A 23,257-nucleotide genomic window follows, 5' to 3' on the forward strand; every position below is an offset into this window, starting at 1 on the left:
TTCGTAAATAATAGTAAGCTTGGATTTGAGGGCCGCAATCCGGCAGTGGTATTAGATCAGGCGGTGGAGTTCTAGGCTCGACGGACTAATCCGAAAGTTGTAGTCTGTGAGGTATGGGGCTGCATCTGCGTAGAACGGTTTCGGCCTTGAAGGGCATCTCGCTAGCTCACATGGCTTCCATGCTGGTGCTAGTTTTCACGCTAATATTCGTAATAACAAACTTAATTCAGACGGAAACTGAAGCAACCTTCATATCATCTATTCCAGCTATAATTGTCGCTGCATATCTTGTTGGCCGTCGCGGTGCAATCATTGCAACTCTCGTGACAGTCGCCGCCAGCCTCGGGGCCGAACGACTTCTGCGCGGTTCGATTCCCACAGAGGACTGGCCGCGAGCAATCTTTCTCCTGGTTTCCGGCTTCATGATCGCCTTCATGTTCCACCGCTTGCGGCAGGACCTTAGCGAGGCCCTGAAGGTCGCCGAAACTCGACTGGCCGCCGTCGAAGCCACCGAGAGCCGCTTCCGTTCGGTGTTCGAGCGTGCGGCCCTCGGCTTTGCGAACACGAATGAAAAAGGCGAGCTTCTGCAATCCAACAAACGTCTTTGTGAGCTGACGGGATATACCGAAGCCGAGCTTGCTCAATTTCCGCTTGCGCAGCTTGTTCATCCCGATGATCGCGATAGCGTTGTTGAAGCGCTTGCCGATCAAGGCAAGTCCGCGATGCCATTCGATATGGAAGCCCGATTGAAGAAGAAGGACGGGTCCACATTCTGGGCTCGCCTGAACCTATCGTCGTACCGTTCCGACGGCCTCCTTTCAGAGAGCGCGATCATCGTTGTCGATGACATCTCGGAACGACGGACGGCGCGCGAAGCGATCCGGGTTCAGAAGGAACGGCTTGATCTGGCGCTTTCGGCGGGGCGGTTGGGAACCTGGCAAGTCGACCTCAAAAGCGGCGTCGTCACGGGTTCCGACAAATTTTGGGAAATCTTAGGCCTGCCGCGCGCCACCAGCCGGCCGATAGCGGAGCTAGCTTCAGTCGTCTATCCCGCGGACTGGCCAAAGCTTGCACTCCCCAAAGAATCCGGCGCGACCACGAATTACGACGTTGAGATAAGGGTGCGACGTCCGGATGGACCTATTCGTTGGGTCGCTCTGCGCGGACGGGAGGAGCGGTATCATGATCAGCAGCTGCTGATCGGGATAGCAGCTGACCTGACTGAACGTCGGCAGACCACGCTTTTGCGTGCCACGGTCAGGAGACGGGACCGTATTTTGATCGAACAGCGCCATCGATTCAGCAATCTTTTCGCGGTCGTGATAGCGCTGGTCAAAATGGTTGGTGCTCCGGCGAACAATGTCATGAAGTTCAAGGAGGACCTAATCGATCGGATACGAGCGCTTGAAGTCACGCATATGATGATCTCCGGTCGCACCGACAGTTCGGTATTGCTCCGGGATCTCGTGGTCCAGGAACTGTTGCCCTACATGGAAACGCGAAAGATAAAGACCCATGGCCCTGACGTCATGATGTCAAGCGGCGCTGCCGAAACCTTCGCAATGGTTGTTCACGAGCTTACGACGAACTCTGTCAAACACGGCGCGCTTGGCGGTTCCCGAGGGCGCCTTGAGGTTAGATGGGCCGATAGTGGAGAAAGCGATGACGTCGTCTTCGATTGGATAGAATCGGGAAGGCGCAGGAAGGCCAAGAACATCGGCCATGGCATTGGTTCGATGATATTGGGCGTCAACACCGCGCCGCTTATCGGCCATGCCTCGAAGCTGGAAATATTTGAAGGCGGTCTACGATATTCGCTGCGGCTGTCTCGACGTGAAATCGCGCCCTAGTCGATATATTTCGAACGCCAATTTTGTAGCGCGACGGCTGCCTCGGTGCGGTTGCGTACTCCCAGCTCACGCATTACCGCAGCGGCGTGAATTTTTGTCGTTGCTTCGGAAATGTCCAAATCGCGAGCTATCTCCTTGTTTGAAAAGCCTTCCGCCATCAGCTTGAGCACGTCACGTTGCCTTGAAGTCAGCTTGCTAAGGCTGGCCGCTCCCATCCGCCGTTGGGTCCATGCCCTCGCCGATTGGGGTGCGTGTGACCCGGGACCCCCGGAAGGTCGAGACAACAGCGCCGGCACATAGATGCGGCCTGCCAGAATCTCGCGCACTGCCGATACCACTTCTTGGTCCGTCTGAGATTTCACGATATAGCCGTGCAGCCCGATCGACAGGGCCTTCAATATTTCCGCTCGTGAATCATTGCCGGAAACGATTGCAAAACGGGTGTCCGGATACGCTGACAAAACGTCGCCGAGCACTTGCTGGTTGAACAGTCCCGGCATGTTCAGATCCAGAATGGCAAGATGGATGTCCCGCTGAGCCAGGACACTGGCAGCGGCATCAAAACATCCAGCTTCGAATATTTCCAGTTCCGGGAGCTCGGCCTTGAGCGCCAAACTCAGCCCACGACGATACAGACCGTGATCGTCCGCAATGACGACTCGATACATTTGCATTCCACCCCAACGCAGGCCCTACAAAGCGGGCCCTGAAACGCCTAATGCGGCTAAACGATCAATCGGGGAATGGCCTTGGCGGTGGCCAACCACTCGTCGAACGCCCAGAAATCCGCACCACTTGCGCGCCGTATTGCTAATATATTCCTCTATGGCGGAAAAATCTCTTTTTTTTTCCGAGGAACGTTCAACCGGCTTGAATCGCACCGTCTCTGCCTTTGTCAGAAAGCCAACATCGCGATCAGGCGCGTCTATGGCCAACTACCAAATTCCATGTGACATCAGCTGTTTGAGCAGTAGCGAGACGTAAATTCCAGCAGGTGGATTCTGAGGTCCGCACTGGGGCATTCGAAGGTCTCGTGGCCAAGCAATTTTGCAGATGTAGGTCGGCATATTCGGCGCCATCGTGCCTCGCGGCGGACAGGGCGGACCGGCCTAGTCGCTGAACCTGCGGAGGCAATGGATTGGTGCCATTCGATTGCACGACGACATCCTTCGAACGCTCACTTACCGTTCTTCATAAGATGCTCGGGACGGACACGTGGCGACTTTTCTATCCGACCCATAGTCGGAAGAGGTCTGAACACGTCTGCCCAGGCACCAACCATTGAAGCGGCGTTGAACTATGGAGGATCGGATGAAAGCGGTTATTCAATGCGGTGGGATGGGAACACGACTTCGTCCCTTTACGTCGGTGTTGCCGAAGCCGCTGATGCCAATTGGTGCCCGGCCGGTGCTCGAGCTGCTTCTCAAGTGGCTGCGACGCAATGGCATTGAAGAGGTCTACATCACGACCGGGTATCTCGGCCATCTCATCCGCAGCGTGTGCGGTGATGGTTCGCAATGGAACCTGAAAATACGGTACACTCAGGAGATGGAGCCGCTGGGCACCATCGGGCCACTGTCGCTTATCCGAGATGAACTAACCGAACCCTTTATCGTGCTGAACGGCGACGTTCTCACCGATCTTAGCCTCAGCCGATTCACAGCTGCTCACCGCAAGCACAAGGATCCGGTGACCATCGCTACCGCCAACCGTCTTATCAAGATGGATTTCGGTGTCATCGACGAAGTCGACAATGCAGTGCAGATGTTCCGCGAGAAGCCGACGCTTTCTCATCTCGTTAGCATGGGCATCTACTGCATGAATCCGGATGTTCTGAGTTTTATTCCCTCCGGCATTCCATTCGGATTCGACGACCTGATGCTGCAGATGATGCAGCAAGGCACGGTCGTCCATGTCTACAAGCATGAGGGACTCTGGCTCGATATCGGCCGCGTCGACGATTTCCAGAATGCTCAAGCCATTTCCTGGGAAGAGCAGTCGGCTTCGATCGAAGTCGCGGCAGCGGCTGCCTGACAAACGGCGAGAAACTCAAACACGAATGATGATTTGGGAGTGAGGTCACCATGCTCTTGGTCAGTGCCCCGATTTTGGGTGTTCCGGAGAAGGCGGCTCTATCAAAGGTCATTGATAGCAGCTGGTTGACCATGGGCGAGCAGGTTCGATTGTTCGAAGAGTCGTTCGCCCGCATGCATGGCGCGGACGATTGCGTTGCGGTGAGTTCCTGTACTGCGGCGCTTCATCTCATTTTGCACGGACTTGGCATTGGTCCGGGCGATGAGGTGCTGGTTCCGTCGCTAACCTTCGTGGCGACCGCGAACTCAGTGCTCTATGTCGGTGCAACTCCCGTCTTTGTCGATATTGAGTCAGCCGACTTGCCGTTGATGTCGCTTGCGGAAGCCGAGGCTCGATGCACGCCGCGAACGAAGGCCATTATTCTCGTTCACTTCGCCGGGTATCTGGCCAATCGAGAACAATGGCAAAGGTTCGCTCGTGTTCGGGGACTGCACATCATTGAAGACGCGGCGCATGCTCCTGGCTTGAGAGAAGTAGGGACCTTCGGCGTTGCCGCGGCCTTCAGCTTCTACGGCAACAAGAACATGACAACCGCCGAGGGCGGCGCCGTAATCGCCCAAGACCATGAACTGCTCGAAAGGATTCGCCAAGCGCGCGGGCACGGGATGACCACCGGCACACACCAGCGGCTGAACAGCCGCACGCCGCAGTATGACGTCACCATGCTTGGGTTCAATTATCGTATGGACGAGATGCGGGCCGCAATCGGACTTGTCCAGTTAGGAAACTTGCAAGAATGGAACGAAGTAAGGCGTATCCTCGTCGTCCTTTATCGGCGACTCATTGCAATGCACTGCCCGGCAATAATCGTTCCATTCAGTGAATCGCGGCGATCGGCGCACCACATCATGCCGATACTTTTACCGCGATATGCCGACAGGCAAGCCGTTATCGACGAACTGCGCAACCAGGGAATCCAAACAACGATCCACTATCCGCCCGTGCACCGGATGACGTTGTACCGCGAGCTTTTTCCCGGGACCCAATTGCCGCGAACAGAAGACTTTGCTCAGCGGGAGCTGACGATTCCACTTCACCCGCAGATGACCTCAGCGGTGGTCGAAGCGGTTGTGGAGGCTCTGGCAACTGCGGTGAACGGCTGTACCAAAGCAGGAACGGCCGCATGAATGCGACAGATCAATCCCTCCACCGACACTACGTTGCAGTCTCGGCCCATGGGTCTGTGCGGCGTTTGATCGACATTGCCATTGCGAGCGTTGCTGCGGTCTTGTTTGCGCCACTGATGCTGCTGATCGCCATCGCCCTTCTGGCCGAGGGCGGTAGGCCGGTTTTGTTTGCACAAACCCGCCTGGGCGCCGGGGCTCAGCCTTTTCGCATGTACAAGTTCCGCAAGTTCGATGTGCGATGCGATCCCCACGGCCTCGCGCTGACGGTCGCCGACGACAAGCGCATGACAACGATAGGGCGCGTGCTCGCCGCGACAAAGTTCGATGAATTGCCGCAACTGTGGAATGTAATCATAGGCGACATGGCAATCATCGGACCGCGGCCGGAGAGCCTGGCGTTCGCCGACTGTTTCCACGGCGGCGCCGAGGCTGTTTTGCAGTACAAGCCTGGGTTACTCGGTCCGAGCCAGGTTCTCTTCCGCAACGAAGCGAATTTCTATCCGAAGTTCACGGATCCGGTGCAGTACTATCGCGAGACCCTGTTTCCCGCCAAGGCCAGCATCGACCTTTCCTATTATCCGCAGCGAACTCTGGTGGCTGACGCCGTCTGGATGGCTCGCGGTTTTCTAGCCGTTGTCGGCCGGGTACCGCCGTCGCCGATCGCGACTAAAGCGCATTCGGGCTGACACTCCGGTGAGTGTCACCGTCAGAGTGGACATGGCAAGAGGGACGATTGGTCATGGACTACAAAGGCAAAAAGGTACTGGTCACGGGCGCCGATGGATTTATCGGATCGCATCTCACCGAGGCGCTGGTCCGCAATGGAGCGGATGTCACAGCATTGGCGCTCTACAATTCGTTCGACAGTCACGGCTGGCTTGATGATTTGCCGGACAACATCCGAGGCCACCTGAAATCCGTGCGTGGCGACGTGCGCGACAGCGCGTTCCTGAACAGGATCATGCGCGGCCAAGCTGTGGTTTTTCATCTGGCTGCTCTCATCGCGATTCCATATTCGTATGCGGCTGCCCAGTCATACGTGGAAACCAATGTCATGGGCACGATGAATGTTCTCGAGGCAGCGCGTCAGTGGGACACCGAACGCGTCGTGCACACCTCGACCAGCGAGGTTTACGGCACGGCGCTGACCATGCCTATCAAGGAATCTCATCCGCTGCAGGGCCAGTCTCCATATTCGGCATCGAAGATCGGTGCCGACATGATGGCCGAAGCCTACGCCAGGTCATTTGACGTTCCCGTCGTAACTCTGCGGCCATTCAATACCTACGGCCCACGCCAGAGCGAGAGGGCGATAGTGCCGACCCTAATCAGGCAGGCCCTCGACAAGAACTGTTCGGCTATCATGGTCGGGGATACGAGCCCTATCCGCGATCTAACCTTTGTTGAAGACACGGCGGCAGCATTCCTGACCGCAGGCGTGGCGGAACTCAAATTCGGCCATGCCTACAATGCCGGAAGCCAGCGTGCCGCGACGATCGCGGAAGTCCTGGACCTGGTGGTCGAGTTGAGCGGATCGAAGAAGCCTGTCTATCGAGATGAAAGCCGCTTGCGCCCACAGAACTCCGAGGTTCGCGCGTTGCTTGCAGACTCGACGCAATTCGAAACGCAGACCGGGTGGCGAGCCCGTACCAATCTGCGAGATGGGTTGGAGCGCACCATATCATGGTGGAAAGCGCGTCTCAGCGAGGGGCGGGTGCGCCGGGAAATGGGCTACATGACATGACTTGTCGTCGCCGACATGCGTTGTCGATGATCTTCGCTGTCGCGTGCCTTGGTCCGCATGCTGCCGCAAGCCAGGCGGGCAATACGTCAACGCACTTTGTTGCGACGCCGGCGATGCAGTTGCCCGACTATCTGCGTCCTACGGTCGATCCCGCGTTTGGGGAAACATTCACCCGGATCACAAAATCCGGGCCGCTTGGAAATGGGGTCGCGTGTATAAAAGATTATTGCAGCCACCGTTATTCCAGCGCCCAAGCCTGGAATGCGGACCAGAGCCTTCTCGTTATAACCAACGGCTGCAACGGGATGTGCTTTTTCGACGGACACACATTCCTACCGCTGCTGATGCGCGATCGATCGGGCGAATGTGAATGGCATCCCCAAAATGCGGATCTGATGATCTGCGTTCGAGGCCGGCGAATATCGACCTGGGCGCCGCGGACCAATCACGAGGATGTGCTGTTCGATTCAAAGGACTATCGGGATCTGCACTTCGGACCAGGCAAAGGTAACCCGAGCCGAGACGGTAATCGCCTGGCAGTGCGTGCACTTCGATCGGACGGTGCCGAGGTCGTCTTCGCGTATGATCTCAAGCGGCATAGCAAGTTTGCCGATATCGCACTTGGGCGGCTTGCTGGGGTCAATGAGAACTGTTCGATCTCTCCTCTGGGCGAAAACATTCTCTGCATCCAGGCACTGGCGGACGGCACCGAACAGTCGTTTATTTTTTCGATCGACGGCGCTCCAGGCCAGCAGTGGACAGAGCATCATCGGCCGGGGCATGGCGACATGACGGTCGACGCCGATGGGAGCGAGATCTACGTCGGCATCAGCAAATCCTATCCGGACAGCTATCAGGTGATCAAACGCAGGCTGTCTGACGGGAAAGTAACTTCGCTTATGAAATATGGCGAGGCCTCGCATGCTTCTCTGCGTGCTTTGAACAAACCTGGCTGGGTGTTCCTGAGCTACGGCGGCGACCCGAATGTGGTTTCGGCCCGTCCGGAAATGGCACCCTATGCACGAGAGGTTATCGCGCTGCGCCTCGATGGCAGCGGAGAGGTTCGGCGCATAGCGCAAACGCGCAGCGTTGATTTCGACTACCGCAGCGAGACCCATGCCTCGCCGTCGCCCGATGGCTCGCAGGTAATCTGGTCCAGCAACTGGGGTGTGCCCGGCGGACCTGTTTATGATTTCGTCACCCGCGTCGACTGGTCGGAAGAGGCGAAGTCGAACTGAATGGAGATGTCACCGATGGCATTCATGAACCGAAATCTTCTTGCAGCGATAGGTGTGCTGGCTGCGGTTGATGCTGCCTCCGCGGCGGACGACCGGTCAGCCTACCATCTCTCCCCCGGCGACATCGTCGAAATAGGAATCTCTTCGATACCGGAACGAACTCAACGTGCGGTAATCCAGATGGACGGTACGATTGCGCTTCCCCAAGTCGGGAAGATATCCATCGGCGGTCTGACGCCTGCCGAGCTGCAGGCCCGCATGGAAACGATCTTGCCTACCAAGATATTTCAGCAGCGTTTGCCCGATGGGCGAGAGCAGATGATCGTTGTCCAACCTGGCGATGTGACCGCGATAGTCGCGGAATATCGTCCGATCTACGTGACTGGCGAGGTGCTCACTCCCGGCCAGCAGGCATATCGGCCTCTCATGACGGTGAGACAGGCGATTGCGGTGTCTGGCGGTCTCAGTCTTCTGCGCTCACGTGTGAATCAGACCGGTCCTGACCCGGTTGATCTGCAGCGCGACTATGAATCGCTTTGGGGGGAATACACCCGCGACTATTACCACAGTGCTCGCATTCGCGCCGAACTGCAGGATCAGCCAAGTTTCGATACCAAGCCTCCCCAAGGGTCACCATTGTCTGCCGCCTTCAGCTCGGCCATTGCCGACGCCGAGGGAGAGGCGCTGAAGATCTCTCTCGATAACTTCCAGCAGGAGCAAAGCTACGTTGATCAGGGCGCAAAGGATGCCGCGGCGCAGATTGACGTTCTGACCAAGCGCCAGCAGGTCGAGAGCGACGGAGTCAAGGCGGATGAGGATGACTTGGCTCGGGTGACGAAATTGTTTCAAGCAGGCAATCTGACCAACGCCAGGCTGTCTGACGTTAGGCGCTCCGCGCTTCTCTCTTCCAATGGGCAGCTTCAGACATCGGTCGAGCTCATGCGGGCGCGACGCCAGCAGGAAGATTATCTCAGGCAACGCGAGCGCAATGAAAACCTGCGAAGGATCGGCTTGCTGACCGAGTTGAAAGATACCGATGTCCGTCTTGCCGACACCACCGCAAGGCTCCACGCCACCAGCCAGAAATTACAACCCGCTGGCGCGTCCGCTCTGCCGCTGCCGGTAAGCGGAGAAGCCATTCAGACCCAGATCACCATCGTGCGCAAGATTGGTGAAGAATGGCGCAAACAACTCGTCGAAGAAGATTCAGAAGTGCTTCCGGGAGATACGATCGAGGTGAGGTTCAGCAGCGATCTAGGACGTGCAGCAAGCCAGTAGGGGGCCGCGTTTGCGATCCCGCTATTGCTTGAAGGCTCGTGAAATCTGATCGGTCAATGGCTTAAGCAAATACGACCAGACGCTGCGCTCCTCGGTGCTTATGTGAACTTCGGCAGGCATGCCTGGCTTTAGGATTTTCTCACCCTTCAGGCAGGTGGCCTGGTTGTCGACGTGGATGCGAGCCGAAAAATAGGAAAGCTGGCGTTCCTGATCCTTGATCAGATCTGCAGAGATACGCTTCACCGAACCCTCGCAGACAGGTGTGGTTCCGACGTCGAAAGAGGGAAAGCGGATTGATACCCGCTGCCCGGGCTGGACATCATCCATCCGGGTCGGCGGAATGAGCGCATCCACGACAAGGTTGTCGGTGTCGGGCACAACCACCATGAGCACCTCTCCCGGTCCAACTACGCCTCCGACGGTGTGGATAGAGGATTCTTGTACCGTCCCGGTCTGGGGAGATCGGATATCCGTCCTTGCCAGCTCGTCGTCCGCCACTATCTTGCGCTCTTCGAGCTCTGTGCGCTTCGCTTCGTTTTCGCGGAGCTCGCTTGTCACGTCGCTGCGCATCTGCTCGTCGAGCTGAAGCACCTGCAAGTCCGTTTCGCTGATGTGGGCTTGCACCTCCGCGATTGCTGCAACAAGTCGCCCCGACTCTCCGCGAGAACGAGCCTCTTCCAGGCTGACATTGCTCAGTCGCTCCTTGGACACCAATTTCTTGGAGTAAAGAGCTTGGACGTCGGCAAGGCTGCGGGTTAGTAGATCCAAGGAGTCGTTCGTCGCGGCAAGCTGAGCCTTGAGACCGTCAATCTGATGTCTGAGTTGCATCGAGCGGCTCTGCAACTGAGCCTTTTGGCCAGCCAATGCCGTAGCCCGGCTTTCAAACAAGGCACGTTCTCCATTGACAAGAGCAGCCACCCGCGGGTCGCTCATTCTCACGCGCAGACTGGGTGGAATCTGCATTTCCGGCAGCCCTTGCCGCTCTGCCTCGAGCCTGGCCAGGCGGATGGTGACCCGGTCGAGATCTTCACTGACGATCTGCAGGTTTGAGCGTGTGAGCGTGTCGTCAAGCCTGACCAGCACGGCGCCGGCACGCACATGATCACCATCCTGGGCGAAGATTCCACCGATGGTGCCGCCGGTCCGATGCTGGACCTTCTTTACACTGCTTTCGACCACAACGGTCGCTGGCGCGATCACAGCGCCGGCGATCTTGGTTAGTCCCAACCACGTCCCTCCGCCAACGAGCAGAAAGGCGGTGGTTGCCAAGCCCAGAACCAGGTTGGCACGGATGCCATCCGGATCATTGATCAGCCTGGTTCCGAGCCAACGACTTGCGTCGTCGACACGAGCATAGGAAATCGTCGCGTCAGACACGGAATAAGACCTCAAGCGTTGCCGGCATTTTTTTGCAGCGGAACGACTGCCGGCTGGGGGAAGGGGCGGACGACATTTGAGAGAACATCTTCTCGCGGGCCAAATGCGTGGACCATCCCGTTCGACATGACCATTACCTGATCGATATTGACGAGCGCAGAGGGGCGATGCGCCACGACGATGACGATACCGCCACGCTGACGCACCGCCAGGATCGCCCCTGCCAACGCAACATCACCGTCTGAATCCAAGTTGGAATTCGGTTCGTCGAGCACGACAAGAAACGGATCGCCATAAAGTGCCCTGGCCAATCCGACCAGTTGCCTCTGCCCGGCCGACAGGGCCGTCCCGCCTTCGCCGATTCGTGTTTGGAACCCCTGAGGCAGTCGCATGATCATCTTGTCGACACCCGCGGCTCGAGCGGCTGCCATGACGCCTTTTGGGTCGCTCTGGCCACCAAATCTCGAAATGTTGTCGGCAACCGTTCCATCGAACAGTTCGACATCCTGCGGCAAATAGCCGATATGAGCACCGAGCAGTTCCGAACTCCACTGATCGAGAGCAGCCTCGTCCAATCGAACGGTTCCCCGAATTGGCTTCCATACTCCGACCAGGGCACGCACCAGCGTTGTCTTCCCGGAACCGCTAGGGCCGACGACTGCCATCCCAGCGCCGCTCGCCAGGCGAAAGCTTACATTGAGAACCGTCGGCCGTTGTGCGCCTGGAGGGGCTATCGTCAATTCCTCGACGGAGAGTTGCCCCCGCGGGCTGGGAAGCTCCATAGGAGCGCTTTGGCCACCGAAAGCATCCAGCGCTGCCGTCAAGTCGGAGTAGCTTCGGCGCGCGGCCAGAAATCCTCTCCAGTTTGCGATCGCGGCGTCGACCGGCGCCAAAGAGCGGCCAAGCAATATCGAAGATGCGATGATCACACCCGGGGAAGCGTCCCCACCGATCACCAGATAAGCGCCCAGCCCGAGTACACTCGATTGCAGGGCCATCCTGAGTGTCTTCGACAATGATCCGGTTCCGCCCACGATGTCGGAGAGCCGTTCCTGGTTCTTGAGATAGGCATGGCTGACTTCTCCCCAGCGTCGGCCAAGCCTGGCGGAGAGACCCATCGCCTGAACGACTTCCGCGTTGCGGCGGCCTGCATCGGCAAGGATGCGTTGCGCGACCAGTGTCTCGGAAGTTCGGGCTGCGGGGCCGCGGCCGGCAATTTCTGCGACCACGGTCAAAAGCACGACGACAACGGCGCCGACGGTTGCCAGTAGCCCAAGGGAAGGGTGCAACAGGTAGATGACCACCATGTAAAACGGCATCCACGGGGCGTCGAAAAAAACGGTCGGCCCCAGGCCGGAGAGAAAGCCGCGCAGCTGGTCCAAGTCGCGAAGCGGCTGCACCCGGTTCGCCTCCTGCCCGGCGATCAGGGGCACCGACAGCGATATGGTGAAGGCCTTCTGCTGCAGATTTCTGTACAGGCGATTGCCGATTCGAACCAGCAAGCGAAGCCGCACGAAATCGAGCAGCCCGTATACGGCATAGAGGCCCAGCATGCCGACCGTAAATCCCACGAGCGTCGGAACGCTCTGCGAGGGAAGCACACGGTCATACACCTGCAGCATGTAGACGGAGCCGGTCAGGGCTAGAATGTTTATCACCGCCGAAAAGAGACCAATGCCAACCAGCCCGGACCAACAACCCGACATGGCTGAGAGCAAATGTTGCGTACGATGTTCCCTCACGACGCGCGATCTCTCACTCGAGATTGTCGCACGGCCTCGTGGACGCTGTCAGCGTAGGACAAGATCTTACCTTTCGTTGTGACCCGCCCACCCCGAACATTACATCAAGCTAACATTCGTCAAATTTTATCAAAATGCAGCAAAATCGTGACGCTCAGACGCTAAATCGTGAATCGCCACGAACAAGCTGGGGATAACCGACCCTGGAAAGCGAGCGTTTATTGACCATTTGAAGGTCGACGGGGTTTGCCCTTTGTCGGATCACGTTTTGATGTCTGTTGGATGAGGAAAGTGACCTGATCAGACATTCGACGCGCGTGGTTCATTGGGGTTCTTCATATGGGCGACAACGACACGGCCCTCGCCAGCTTCGTTCGAGATCGTGCCAATATTCTCGTACGCCTTTGCGCGGTTGAGCAGACTCACGACTTGCCGGTCCTGGCCAAGGCCAACCTCGAACAGCAGTATGCCACCTGGCCGCAGGTATTGCGGCGCGTCTCTTATCACCCGCATGTGGATGCTCAGGCCGTAAGGGCCAGCCGCAAACGCCTCGCGCGGCTCGAGCTCGGTCAAGTGAGAGCGGTCGCCCTCGAGCCGCTTTTCCGAGATGTATGGCGGGTTGCAGACGATCATGTCGATCCTGCCGACAAGTTCCGGGCCGGAGAGAGGCTCAAACAGGTCGCCCTGCAGCACCGAAACGCGCCCTGCCAGTCCATGATGGTCGACGTTGCGGCGCGCGGCTTTAACGCACCCATCCGTTAGGTCGCTCGCCCAGATCCGCGCGGTGGGGGCATAGTGCGCTATGGCGCATGCCAGATTGCCGGCGCCGCAGCACATATCGATAACGCGGGGTTCCGCAGTCCTCAACTGATCCAAGGCGCCGAGGGCGGCTGTGCCCAGCAGTTCCGTCTCCGGGCGTGGCACAAGCGCGCCAGGTGCCACGAGCAACTCCAGCCCCATGAAGATGGTGCGCCCTTTGCTGTAGGCATCCTCGACGCTGATTTCTTGGCTCACGACAACCCGCTTTTCCCAATGCTGTCGTTCGGGAGACAGCTATGATCAGTTCTTTTTTCGGATGACGTATTGTGCAATCCCTTGGATGGAATCGAGGTTCTCAGGCAGAAGCTCGCTGTCTTCGACGACAATGCCAAAGGTTTCCTCAATGAATCCGATGACCTCCAGGACTCCCGTCGAGTCGACGATACCTTGGTCGAGCAGTGACGTATTGTTTTCCAGAGCCTCAGCGTCAGCAACATAGAAGTTGGACGCCAGAAACCCCCTAATTTTCTCGCTGTAAGTCTCTATCCTGTCTTCGCTGGACAACATTTTGCTTCCCCGGTTAAAACAAGAAAATTGACGCCAAGTCTCGCGGAAAACGCCTCATGACAAAGCCGTCTTCTTAAGTTTTCCCGTATCTGTCATCGGCAGGCTGGGTACAATGACAATTGATTTTGGGACCATGAAATTTTCCAGGCGCCTCTGACATTCCTTCTGCAGTTGTTTCTCGTCGATGGACCTTCCTTGCTCCATCACGACGAACGCCTTCACCGCCTGCCCAAGAAGTTCGTCCGGAACGCCTATCACGGCGGCCTCCCGCACCCCTGGAATGCCAACAAGCGCGTTCTCAACCTCTTTGGGCGCGACCTTCTCGCCACGGGATTTGATGATCTCATCGCCACGACCTACGAAATAAAGGTACCCTTCCGCGTCGATCCGGCAGTAGTCGCCGGTGTAGAGGACCTGTTCACCGGGCAGAGGACCAGGTTTAAGCTTCCTTGCGGTCGCCTCTGGCTTGCCCCAGTAGCCCTTCATCACGGTCGCGCCGCGGATGACGAGCTGGCCGACGACGTCGGGGCCGACCCGCTTGTCGTCGTCGTCGACGATCCACATTTCCGTGTTCGGGATGGCTATCCCGACGCTCGACGGCTTTCGTTCAAGGTCCTCTGGCGGCAGGTAGGTGCAGCGCTTGCACTCGGTGAGCCCGTACATTGAATAGATGCGCGCGCTCGGAAAAAGGTCCTGGAGCATGAGAATATGCTTCAACGGCAGTGCGGCCGCGGTATTCGTAACATAGCGAATGCTCGAAAAATCCTGATCCTTCAGCGATTTGAGCTCCGAGAGCGCCGCAAAAATAGTAGGCACGCCGGGGAAACCTGTGACCCGTTCTTGCTTGATCAGTCCAAGGATCTGCGCTGCAAAAGCAAACGAGCGTTCAAGCACCAGACGGGCGCCAGTGCGGAACGCCATGATCATCTGGTACAGGCCGTAATCGAATGCCAAGGGCAGGACATTGAGGATCACTTCGTCTTCGCCGAGCTCAAGGTACGATGCGATCGAGGTGCAAGCCGCCATCATGTTTGTGTGCGTCAGCATCACGCCCTTGGGCTCGCCGGTAGAACCTGACGTGTAGATTATGGCGGCGAGATCAATGTCGATGCATCTGCGCGCCGGTGCCTCCCCGTTGCCGGCAATCGCAACATCCCAGCGAACCGCATGAGGCAGTTGCATCAACTCGGCGTCATCTATAGGCCCGGAGACAATCATCCGGCGCAGTGACGGGCAGTTGCGGGCCGGCTCACTGAAGACCGAGGTCAGATGGTTGTCCGTTATCAGCGCGGCTGGCAGGCAATCGTTGAGCAGGTAATGAAGCTTGTCGCTCTTGGTCAGCGGATTGACGATGCACACCACGGCATTCGCCTTGAGCACGGCCCAGAAGCTGACGACCGTCTCGACGGTGTTGTCGGCGAAGATCATCACGCGATCGCCGCGCGTCACTCCGGCGTCAGCCAGGTGTTGCGCAACGTTGTTGGCACGAGTCTCGATCTCGGCATAGGTCACGCGCTGCCCGCCGCAGACCAGCGCCACCTTGTCACCCAGCCGGTCGGCCGAGTGCCTGAGATAGTCGTGCAACAGCGGTATGGCTCCATGCATCATGCCAACACCTCTTCCTTGATCTCATGGTCAACGTCGACGCTGAGCTCGATCTTCTGCCTGCCGATGGGGCGGCTTGCGATAAACTGCTGGTGAAGAAGCTGCGTGGAGAGCACGCCCACCAGCGCCATGTTGTCGGAATTGGAAAGATCTTGGTCCACGGTCCTGGCTCGGCACTTGCCCAGCAGGCGCGCGACCGACTCCGCATCGAAGACGTTTGCGTCGCGCAACGCTCTTTCCGAAAGTGCTTCGCGCACATAGGCTGGTGCATTGTCGGCAACGAAGCATTGAGCGTTCGGCGCCCTGTAGGGCTGTTTCTTGCGGGCGATGATTTCCGGCGGCAGGATCGGCTCGGCCACCCGCTTCAGCACGTGCTTCTCGTCCAGAACGCGCAGCTTGTATTTGGCTGGAAGCGAGTTCGCGAGTTTTACAACGTCATCGTCGAGGAACGGGAAGCGTCCTTCGACAGAGTTGCCCATCAGCATTCGGTCTCCCTGCGAGGAGAGCAGATAGCCGGACATCAAAGTCTGGATTTCGATATACTGGTCCTGTGCCAGAGAGTCCCAGCGCGAAAATTCGTCGGGCAGGCGCGCAAGGAACGCGGCGGCCGCGTTGTACGGTTCCGTCTCGGCTTTCATGTCGGCTGAAAACAACCGCTTGAGAGCGCTGGTCGTGCGCCAACGGGTGCCATGTGCGAAGCCTGGCGCATCATGGGCATGGATATCATGTCCGAAGAACTGACGCGCCATTGCTTGCTGATGCACCGGGGAACGAGTGAGATAGGGATACAGGCGTTCCAGCAATCGCGCGCGTCTCGTCGAGGATGGTTGATGCCCCCAGAAACGGCGCACCTTCCCTTCCCGGAACAGGTCGTAGCCAGCGAACATTTCATCCGCGCCTTCGCCCGTCAGCACGACCTTGATTCCGTGCTCGCGTACCAATCTTGAAAGCAGAAGCAGTGGCGCCGGCGCGGTCCTCAGGATCGGACGTTCGGTGTGGTAGATCACCTCCGGAAAGACATCGGCGATATCGCTGCGGGAAACCGTCACCTCGTGGTGCTCGCTGCCGGTCGCGCCTGCCACCAATCGCTGGTAGCTGGTCTCGTCATATTCAGCATCGGCAAACCGCAGCGAAAACGTCTGGAAGCGGTCGCCGGCGATGCGGCTTGCCATCATGGCGACAAGCGAGCTGTCGAGTCCGCCAGACAGGTAGCAGCCAACAGGCACATCGGCCTGGTCGATCCGCAGCGCCGTCGCGGACTGCAGAGCCTCGCGCACTTCGTCCACGGCATCATCGAGCGACCCCGGGAATTCATGGCGTTCGTCGAACGCCTCCGGATAGCTGGGTTTCCAGAATGCCTGCTCACGAACGGTTCCGTTCTCATAGACCCGAATGTGGCCAGGCTTGAGTTCCCGGACCCCTTTGAATACGCCTTGCGGCGGAACCACCGTCCAGAGAGTGAACGTCTGATCAATGCCGGCTGGATCGAAGGCTCGCGGCAAAGCCGCGTCGGCCGCGAAAATGGCCTTCACTTCGCTGGAAAAATAGAGGCGCCCAGCGTGCTCGCAAAAATGCAGGGGGCATATGCCGAACCGATCGCGCGATAGCACGAGGCGGCCGGCCAGCGAATCCCAGATCGCGATTGCCCATTGCCCGTTCATCCGCTCAAAAGCGGAGTCGCCCCATTCGCGATATGCATGAACTGCCACTTCGGTGTCGCTGCGGGTGCGGAAGCGATGACCGAGCGCGACCAGCTTCTCGCGAAGCTCAACGTAATTGAAAATCTCGCCGTTGAAGACAATCCAGGTCTTGCCGCTCGTGTCGGCAAGCGGCTGTTGCCCATTCGAAAGGTCGACAATTGAAAGGCGTGCGTGGGCCAGCCCCGCGCGATTGTCGCGGTAGAGGCCGTGTTCGTCCGGACCGCGATGCACGAGCGACCCCGCCATGCGCAGAAGCGCCTCGCGCGAAGGCCGCGCCGCGGTAGCGTCCAGTGCCACGATTCCGGCTATGCCGCACACGCTCAGCCCTCGTCCATCTCGACGGCGGGCAGGGGTCTCGCGTGAAGATAACGCGCTGCGCGCCGCTTGCTTTCAATGTCCTTGAAGACTTTCTGAACCTGGTCGGGAGTGAGGCCGGCGACCGCTGCGATCTCGTTGGCAGAAATGCCGTGGTTCAGGCCATAGAGACACAAATCCGTCAGGTGATATGGCAATGCGAAATAGAACTCCTCCTGGCTTTGCGCCATGGAGAACGTATCCGTGGTTGGTGGCCTGCGCCGCACCTCAGGGTCTATCCCGAGATACTCCGCAAGTTGATAGACTTGCGTCTTGTAGAGGTGGACGATCGGCAGCACGTCGGCGATTCCATCGCCCTGTTTGACGAAAAAGCCTTGGTCGTGTTCCAGCCGGTTTGGCGTGCCTGCCACCGCGTAGTTGAGACGGTCCGCGTGATAATACTCCGTCATCTTTCGCACGCGTTGCTTGTAGTTGGTGGCGGCGACGATCTGCAGATAGGTTGCGGGTGGCAGTCTGACCGTGTCGACTTTGCCATTCGGATCCTCGACCGTCAGTCTGGTAATGTTGATGCCGTTGCTTTCCAGAACCGACGCCATCACCAGCTTGCACTTCCAGCCTTGACCGTAGGCGGGAACGACGGTCCGGATCGCCTCGATCTGACGTGAATAGGCACCGATGCCCTCCAGGGCAGGCGTGATGTCTTCAACGATCGAATCGATACCAAGTTGCGACGCAACCGTTCGGCCAAGCCGCAGCGAGTCGCCGGAAGAATGGGATTCCGGCATGAATAGGCCGAGGACCTTATCTTTCCCGAACGCGCCGACGCAGAGTGCTGCGACAACGGAGCTGTCGATGCCCCCAGAGAGGCCGACAACGACGCCTCGGCGCCGGAGTGTGCCAAAGACCTGTCGACGCAAGGCTTCTACGATGCGATCGACCTCCGCACGAGCGTCGAGCACCAGGGCATCCTTGCCAAACCCGGAGATCACGTCGATGACCGTTCCTCCCCCTGGCGAGATTCTTCTGGCAGATAAGTTCGGGCCACGGCCGCCTCGATGAGCGGTCGGTTGAAGGCCACGTTAGGCTCCGAGACCATGTCGATGTGGGTGCCAATGATTGGGATCACATCCAGGTCTGCGAAAGCATTGTCCCATCCGATGGCGCGAGGCATTCCAGGACGGGCGCAGCGAAATAGGGTACCGGTGATCGGCAGTCGGGGTCTTGGCGTCTGGAGCCATTGAAAAAACGCTTTGGCCCTCAAAACTTCCTGAAGCTCCAGCTTGGCCCTAAAGCTGGTCGCGTTGAATTTCTCCTGGGCATAGCGATCAAGCAAGCGGGCCAGTTGCATCTCGTAGCCCATTCGGACCACGACTTTTGCAAGGGCTCGGCAAGCCATTCTGTAGGCGGTAATACGATTGGTTCGGATTCGATGAATTGTGCGGACGACCGTCTCTCGGTAAGTGCTCCGTTCACCGAGCAGGCTGGTGTCGAGGATGCCCAGAAATTTCACATTTCGCCCGACAGCCAGCAGCCTTGAAGCAACTTCAAAAGCAACGACGCCGCCAAGCGAATGGCCGAGAAGTCGTACGTTACCTTCAGGCTGGGCGCGGCGTATCTGGTCGAGCGCGGCCTCGGCCATATCTGCGACCGAGTTTTTTCCCTGTAATATCATTGCCAGGGCTGGATACCTGATCGGGACAACCCGGGCGGTTCTACCCATGGAGGCCGCGAAGGCGGCAAGGCTAGGGCCATAGCCGACGGACCCGGGGAGCAGGAAGAGAATTGGCGGATGCTCTTTGCGCGAGCTGGCCTGCTCGTTACCTGCTTTCGCGGCCGCGACGGCCTTCACCATTTCGTCGAAATTCATTCCGACGGTGAAAGGTTCAAGGTCGATCTCCAGGCCGAGGACGCTTTCGATCTCCATGACACAATGCAGCAGCTTCAGCGAATCGCCGCCGGCGTCATCCCAACGTCCCGCGGCAACGCGCGTGTTCAGAATCTTGGTCCAGGCACGTTGCACGATCTGCTGGATAGTCCGTTCGGGTCCTGTATTCGGAGCCTGGACAATGCGGTCCTGCCTCACGCTTGCGCCGTCCAACTCGGCAAGCCTCGCCATGTCGACCTTCCCGCCCGGCAGGCGTGGAATTTCGGCAATGGCGTGCAGTCTCAACGGGCACAGAGGCGGCGGCAGTGTCGTTCGGGCAAGATGGCGGAGATCGTCCGCGAAGTTGGAAGTGGCCGGCCCGCGAGGTACGGCGAAGGCGATGAGTTCCGTTGACGCCGTCACAATCGCTACAGCGTCCTCAACGGAAGGCGCGCCACGCAAAACCCGCTCCAGCTCCGCGGGCTCAACGCGTCGGCCATTGATTTTTATCTGACGCCCCTTGCGACCCATGATCTGTAGCAGGCCATGGTTGTCCAGCTGAACGAGGTCACCCGTTTCAAAGATGCGGACGGACGGGTTCTCGGGGTCTGCAGCCATGGGCACGACGACGCCGTTCTCCCAGTGGCCAAGCAGGACATACGGACTTTTTATGACAAGCTCCCCAGTCCCGCCGGCCGGCACCGGGCGTCCTTGCTCGTCGATGATCGCGAAACTAATCCCTGGAAGGAGCCATCCAACGGGAACCGAGGCAGCCTGCTCCGGCCAATCGGTCGGTACAAACCATTGTGATCCTGTCGTCTCGGTTGACGAGTAGCCGATCTGCACCAGGCAGTTGCTTGAAACGGCGTCGCGTAGCAGCTTGATGTCAGACCATGAAACCTTTTCGCCGCCGATCCGAGCCACCCTGAGACTGCGGAATGCGTCTTCTGATTTGTTCGCCATAAGCGCACGCAGGAGAGCCGGCACCAGGTAAGTGACAGTCACTCCCTCGGCTTGCATCCGGTGTAAAACCGCGCGCAAGCCTACGGCTTCGACCTCAAGAAGATGCAATGTGGCACCGGTAAGAAGGGCGGCGAGCACCTCTCGACACCCAGCGATGGTGGCCGGTCCCGTGAGAGGCAGGAATACGTCCTGCGCATTGATGTGACAGGCGTTTACATATTGCTGAACACGCCATAGCAGGCTGCGTTGACTGTTAACGATGCCTTTTGGCCGACCTGTACTGCCCGAAGTGTAAAGGACGATCGCGGCGGCATCCACCGATACCGGATGGAGCTGGGGAACGCGATCGCTCTTCGGTTCGCCGCGGGGCGAGACATTTATCCAGCCGACAGTTCGCGGCAGGCCCGTGGGTCGGACATCTCCATCCCCTATGATGGTCGATAATCGCGCCTCGGACACGATCGCATTGATCCTGGTATCCGGATCCCTCGTGTTCAGGGGTACCAAAGGCCGCCCTGCGGCCATGCTCGCCAGCATCGCCAACGGAAAGAAGGCCGTATTCGCAAGAAGAATTCCGACGGCGTTTTCGGCGGGAGTGATGGCGAGGATGCGGCTAGCCAGTGCTTCGACAGCCGAGACGAGTTCCGAATAAGTGAAGCGGTTGGTTGCGTCGGTAATCGCCAGCTTTTCGGGATACTGACTGGCCACATTTTTCAAATGATCGACAATGGCGACATCGGCATAATCAGCGTCCATCCGCTGATAGGGGCGCAAGACAGGGCCGCCTTGGTCGAGAGCGTATTCCGGGACGTTCGTCCATTTGTTATTTGCCGCCGATTGAGAATCCGTCCGCGGATATTCAATCGCGAGTTCCGATCCTGAGTAGGCTGGTGACATGACGGGCTCACGCTATGGATAGCGTCAGTTATCGCCGCCCGCCCAAACCATTTCATCGATCATTCTGATGATGCTGGCGACGCTAGAGGTGTACATCGAAAAATTTCGCGCCCGCCTCATGGCGGCGGGGCGCCAGACTAAAGAACAGCCGTGCGACATGGAGAGCTGATGCCGCGGCGCGGCCGGGGCAGATTTGCATTCTGAATGGCTCGTCTAGCGGCACGGTATGTGTTGCCAAAAGGCATGTCGCGCTCAGCCACTCGCTACACGATATCCACTGAGAAAATTTTGACGATAGTTACAGCGCGCAGCGCGCGATCGACTCGGTTGCTGTCCTTCGGACGGTCCTTTGGAAATACCGCAATCTATACGACCGGCGATACGACCGGTTTTGCATCGACGGCACTTAGCGAGTTCCGCCGGCGATCCTGTTTGTCCACGCGGCGATGGCCAGTCCGCAGATCGCGCCTGCAAAATCAGCAATCCAGTCGAACATATCCATGTCCCGCGCCACCAGCGGGGTGGCCTGAAGAACCTCGATCGCCGCCCCTACAAAAAGGACGAATACAACCAGCCTCAATTTTTGCTTGGGCCAACCGAGACCGCCGAGGATCCCCAAAGTCGTGAAGGCGACCGCATGATTGAGCTTGTCGTGACTGAACGTGAAACCCATGCCCAGCATATCGAGGATAGCGCCGGGCAGCAGAGCTAATAAAACAATTCCCACCAACGCGAATGGAAAGGTCATTCTCGCCACCAGCGAGCAGGTGTCCGTTGCCGGCAAACGCGTCAGTCCTTCGATCGAGCCTGCTGGAGCTTTCTCAAGCCGCGGCAATTAACCTCGTCAATCCTCCCGCTTAACCGCCGCCATGCCGGCGCATCGGCTAAATGAATGAGGGCGTCGGAGGTGAAAGCTCATTGGGTCTAACAACACCGGGATATGCCTGCGTTGCCGCAGCGGACCCGCCATGTGAAGAGCTTCACCTAGCCAGGCATTTAGTTGCGCTATGTTCGGGAGGAGAGTCGCAACGGTTTGGGGATATTCGTCGAAGGACGGCCGTCGACAATCACTTCACCCTACCAGGGGAGTGTCACTTGGAACGAGGAAGCCGCCTTCTAGCAGGTCCAGAGCGTCCAGCGCTTCTTCGACCCGCAAATGCGCCAAAGGAATTCCGTCAACGAGCAAAACTTTTTGGTCGCCTACGTCGTAGACCTCCCAAAGCCTGTCCATTCCCCGCCGGATGGCGTGCCGTCGTTCCATGCGCGGACAATATGAGCCATATGCGAGTTTGAATAGGGAACGATCCCGGCGGTGACAAATTATAGCGTGGAAAACTGGTCAAGCTTGATTGCACGTAATCATGGATACAACCCTGGAATGGTTTTACAGTGAGTGAACGAGGCCTGAAATTCCTTCAGGAGTGGATGGATAGCAATCTGCCGCATCATTCATCATCTGACACGATCTTAGCGCAAGAGCTTGCAAGGCGACTAACCAGCGACGCAAAAAAGGCTGGAATTCGATCAGAAGAGATCTCGGAGGAGGTCGGCAGCATCTTCTCAACGATGCTCGAGGCGCTTGGAAGTAGGGATCCCGTGCCGGATTGAGAGCAGAACGCGGGCTGCGCAACCGAAGAAGCGCTCCGGCCCACAACGATAGGAACTACAGCTGCCCTGTCGGACATGTTGAAGTAAGATGCCTGGTTGGCGCCCTCATGCCGCCATCCTGCCGATCGAGAAATATTCGATGCCGTAGCGCGCGATCACCTTGGGATCGTAGAGATTGCGGCCGTCGAAGATGACCGGCGTCGTCAGCGCGTCCTTGAGCGCATCGAAGGACGGCGCGCGGAAGCTCTTCCATTCGGTGCAGATCAAAAGCGCGTCGGCGCCGCGCAGCGCCGCTTCCTTGGTGCCGCACAAAAGCAGATCCTCGCGCAGGCCGTAGATCGCCTGGCACTCCTGCATCGCCTCGGGATCGTAGGCCTGCACCTTGGCGCCGGCCGCCCACAGCGCTTCCATCAGCGTGCGCGCCGGCGCCTCGCGCATGTCGTCGGTGTTGGGCTTGAAGGCCAGCCCCCAGACAGCAAAGGTCTTGCCCCTCAGCGCGCCCTTGAAATAGTGGTTGACCTTGTCGAAC

At 58.3% G+C, this 23,257-nt stretch carries 19 protein-coding genes; 8 read left to right on the forward strand and 11 right to left on the reverse strand.

Annotated features, from left to right (window positions below; genetic code table 11):
* Window positions 1–170: 170 nt before the first annotated feature.
* On the forward strand, window positions 171–1,850 hold the full coding sequence (locus tag CK219_RS21090; RefSeq protein ID WP_245340566.1) for a PAS domain S-box protein: 1,680 nt from the start codon (window positions 171–173) through the stop codon (window positions 1,848–1,850).
* On the opposite strand, the gene CK219_RS21095 is transcribed toward CK219_RS21090, so the two are convergent.
* On the reverse strand, window positions 1,847–2,518 hold the full coding sequence (locus CK219_RS21095; protein ID WP_095768696.1) for a response regulator transcription factor: 672 nt from the start codon (window positions 2,516–2,518) through the stop codon (window positions 1,847–1,849). The genes CK219_RS21090 and CK219_RS21095 overlap by 4 nt on opposite strands.
* A gap of 643 nt (window positions 2,519–3,161) precedes the next feature.
* Between CK219_RS21095 and CK219_RS21100 the strand changes: the two genes are divergently transcribed.
* The 6 genes from CK219_RS21100 to CK219_RS21125 are packed head-to-tail and all read left to right on the forward strand — an operon-like array spanning window position 3,162 to window position 9,331.
* The gene (locus tag CK219_RS21100; protein WP_095768666.1) at window positions 3,162–3,884 is read left to right on the forward strand and encodes an NDP-sugar synthase; all 723 of its coding nucleotides are present in this window, start codon (window positions 3,162–3,164) and stop codon (window positions 3,882–3,884) included.
* Between the two features lie 50 nt (window positions 3,885–3,934).
* Entirely contained in the window at window positions 3,935–5,071 is a 1,137-nt protein-coding gene (locus tag CK219_RS21105; protein WP_095768667.1) for a DegT/DnrJ/EryC1/StrS aminotransferase family protein, read from the forward strand.
* Window positions 5,068–5,757: a sugar transferase gene (locus CK219_RS21110; RefSeq protein ID WP_095768668.1), complete on the forward strand. Its 690-nt coding sequence runs from the start codon at window positions 5,068–5,070 to the stop codon at window positions 5,755–5,757. Before CK219_RS21105 ends, CK219_RS21110 begins: the two co-directional genes overlap by 4 nt.
* Before the next feature lie 53 nt (window positions 5,758–5,810).
* Window positions 5,811–6,815, forward strand: a complete 1,005-nt coding sequence (locus CK219_RS21115) for an SDR family NAD(P)-dependent oxidoreductase (protein WP_095768669.1) — start codon at window positions 5,811–5,813, stop codon at window positions 6,813–6,815.
* A gap of 26 nt (window positions 6,816–6,841) precedes the next feature.
* Window positions 6,842–8,053 (forward strand): hypothetical protein, encoded by a 1,212-nt coding sequence (locus CK219_RS21120; RefSeq protein ID WP_245340567.1) that lies wholly within the window; start codon window positions 6,842–6,844, stop codon window positions 8,051–8,053.
* A gap of 15 nt (window positions 8,054–8,068) precedes the next feature.
* Window positions 8,069–9,331 (forward strand): polysaccharide biosynthesis/export family protein, encoded by a 1,263-nt coding sequence (locus tag CK219_RS21125; RefSeq protein ID WP_095768697.1) that lies wholly within the window; start codon window positions 8,069–8,071, stop codon window positions 9,329–9,331.
* Window positions 9,332–9,352: 21 nt separating this feature from the next.
* Here the strand turns inward: CK219_RS21125 and CK219_RS21130 are convergent, their stop codons facing one another.
* The 9 genes from CK219_RS21130 to CK219_RS21170 all read right to left on the reverse strand — a co-directional run bounded on the left by CK219_RS21130 (window position 9,353) and on the right by CK219_RS21170 (window position 21,955).
* Window positions 9,353–10,708 carry an HlyD family type I secretion periplasmic adaptor subunit gene (locus CK219_RS21130; RefSeq protein WP_245340568.1) on the reverse strand — a complete coding sequence of 452 codons (1,356 nt, stop codon included), beginning with the start codon at window positions 10,706–10,708 and terminating at the stop codon, window positions 9,353–9,355.
* Window positions 10,709–10,719: 11 nt separating this feature from the next.
* Complete coding sequence (locus CK219_RS21135) at window positions 10,720–12,414, reverse strand: type I secretion system permease/ATPase (RefSeq protein ID WP_095768671.1); 1,695 nt, start codon at window positions 12,412–12,414, stop codon at window positions 10,720–10,722.
* 336 nt (window positions 12,415–12,750) lie between these two features.
* Window positions 12,751–13,464 carry a class I SAM-dependent methyltransferase gene (locus tag CK219_RS21140; RefSeq protein ID WP_095768672.1) on the reverse strand — a complete coding sequence of 238 codons (714 nt, stop codon included), beginning with the start codon at window positions 13,462–13,464 and terminating at the stop codon, window positions 12,751–12,753.
* Window positions 13,465–13,509: 45 nt separating this feature from the next.
* Window positions 13,510–13,776, reverse strand: a complete 267-nt coding sequence (locus tag CK219_RS21145) for an acyl carrier protein (RefSeq protein ID WP_095768673.1) — start codon at window positions 13,774–13,776, stop codon at window positions 13,510–13,512.
* A 54-nt stretch (window positions 13,777–13,830) separates the two neighbouring features.
* Window positions 13,831–15,384: an AMP-binding protein gene (locus tag CK219_RS21150; RefSeq protein ID WP_176477101.1), complete on the reverse strand. Its 1,554-nt coding sequence runs from the start codon at window positions 15,382–15,384 to the stop codon at window positions 13,831–13,833.
* The gene (asnB, locus tag CK219_RS21155; RefSeq protein ID WP_095768674.1) at window positions 15,381–17,399 is read right to left on the reverse strand and encodes an asparagine synthase (glutamine-hydrolyzing); all 2,019 of its coding nucleotides are present in this window, start codon (window positions 17,397–17,399) and stop codon (window positions 15,381–15,383) included. Before asnB ends, CK219_RS21150 begins: the two co-directional genes overlap by 4 nt.
* A 2-nt stretch (window positions 17,400–17,401) precedes the next feature.
* Entirely contained in the window at window positions 17,402–18,385 is a 984-nt protein-coding gene (gene nadE / locus CK219_RS21160) for an NAD(+) synthase (RefSeq protein ID WP_176477102.1), read from the reverse strand.
* Window positions 18,382–21,120, reverse strand: coding sequence for an AMP-binding protein (locus tag CK219_RS21165; RefSeq protein WP_176477103.1), 2,739 nt, complete (start codon window positions 21,118–21,120; stop codon window positions 18,382–18,384). The genes nadE and CK219_RS21165 overlap by 4 nt, the downstream gene beginning before the upstream one ends.
* A 406-nt stretch (window positions 21,121–21,526) precedes the next feature.
* On the reverse strand, window positions 21,527–21,955 hold the full coding sequence (locus tag CK219_RS21170) for a hypothetical protein (protein ID WP_224630744.1): 429 nt from the start codon (window positions 21,953–21,955) through the stop codon (window positions 21,527–21,529).
* Between the two features lie 590 nt (window positions 21,956–22,545).
* Here CK219_RS21170 and CK219_RS21180 point away from each other — a divergent pair.
* Window positions 22,546–22,728 carry a DUF768 domain-containing protein gene (locus tag CK219_RS21180; RefSeq protein ID WP_095768678.1) on the forward strand — a complete coding sequence of 61 codons (183 nt, stop codon included), beginning with the start codon at window positions 22,546–22,548 and terminating at the stop codon, window positions 22,726–22,728.
* Window positions 22,729–22,833: 105 nt separating this feature from the next.
* Here CK219_RS21180 and CK219_RS21185 read toward each other — a convergent pair.
* Window positions 22,834–23,257: UDP binding domain-containing protein (locus CK219_RS21185; RefSeq protein WP_141245309.1), on the reverse strand; the 424-nt coding region annotated here is incomplete at its 5' end.

Source organism: Mesorhizobium sp. WSM4313 (assembly GCF_002294725.1).
Taxonomy (GTDB): Bacteria; Pseudomonadota; Alphaproteobacteria; order Rhizobiales; family Rhizobiaceae; genus Mesorhizobium.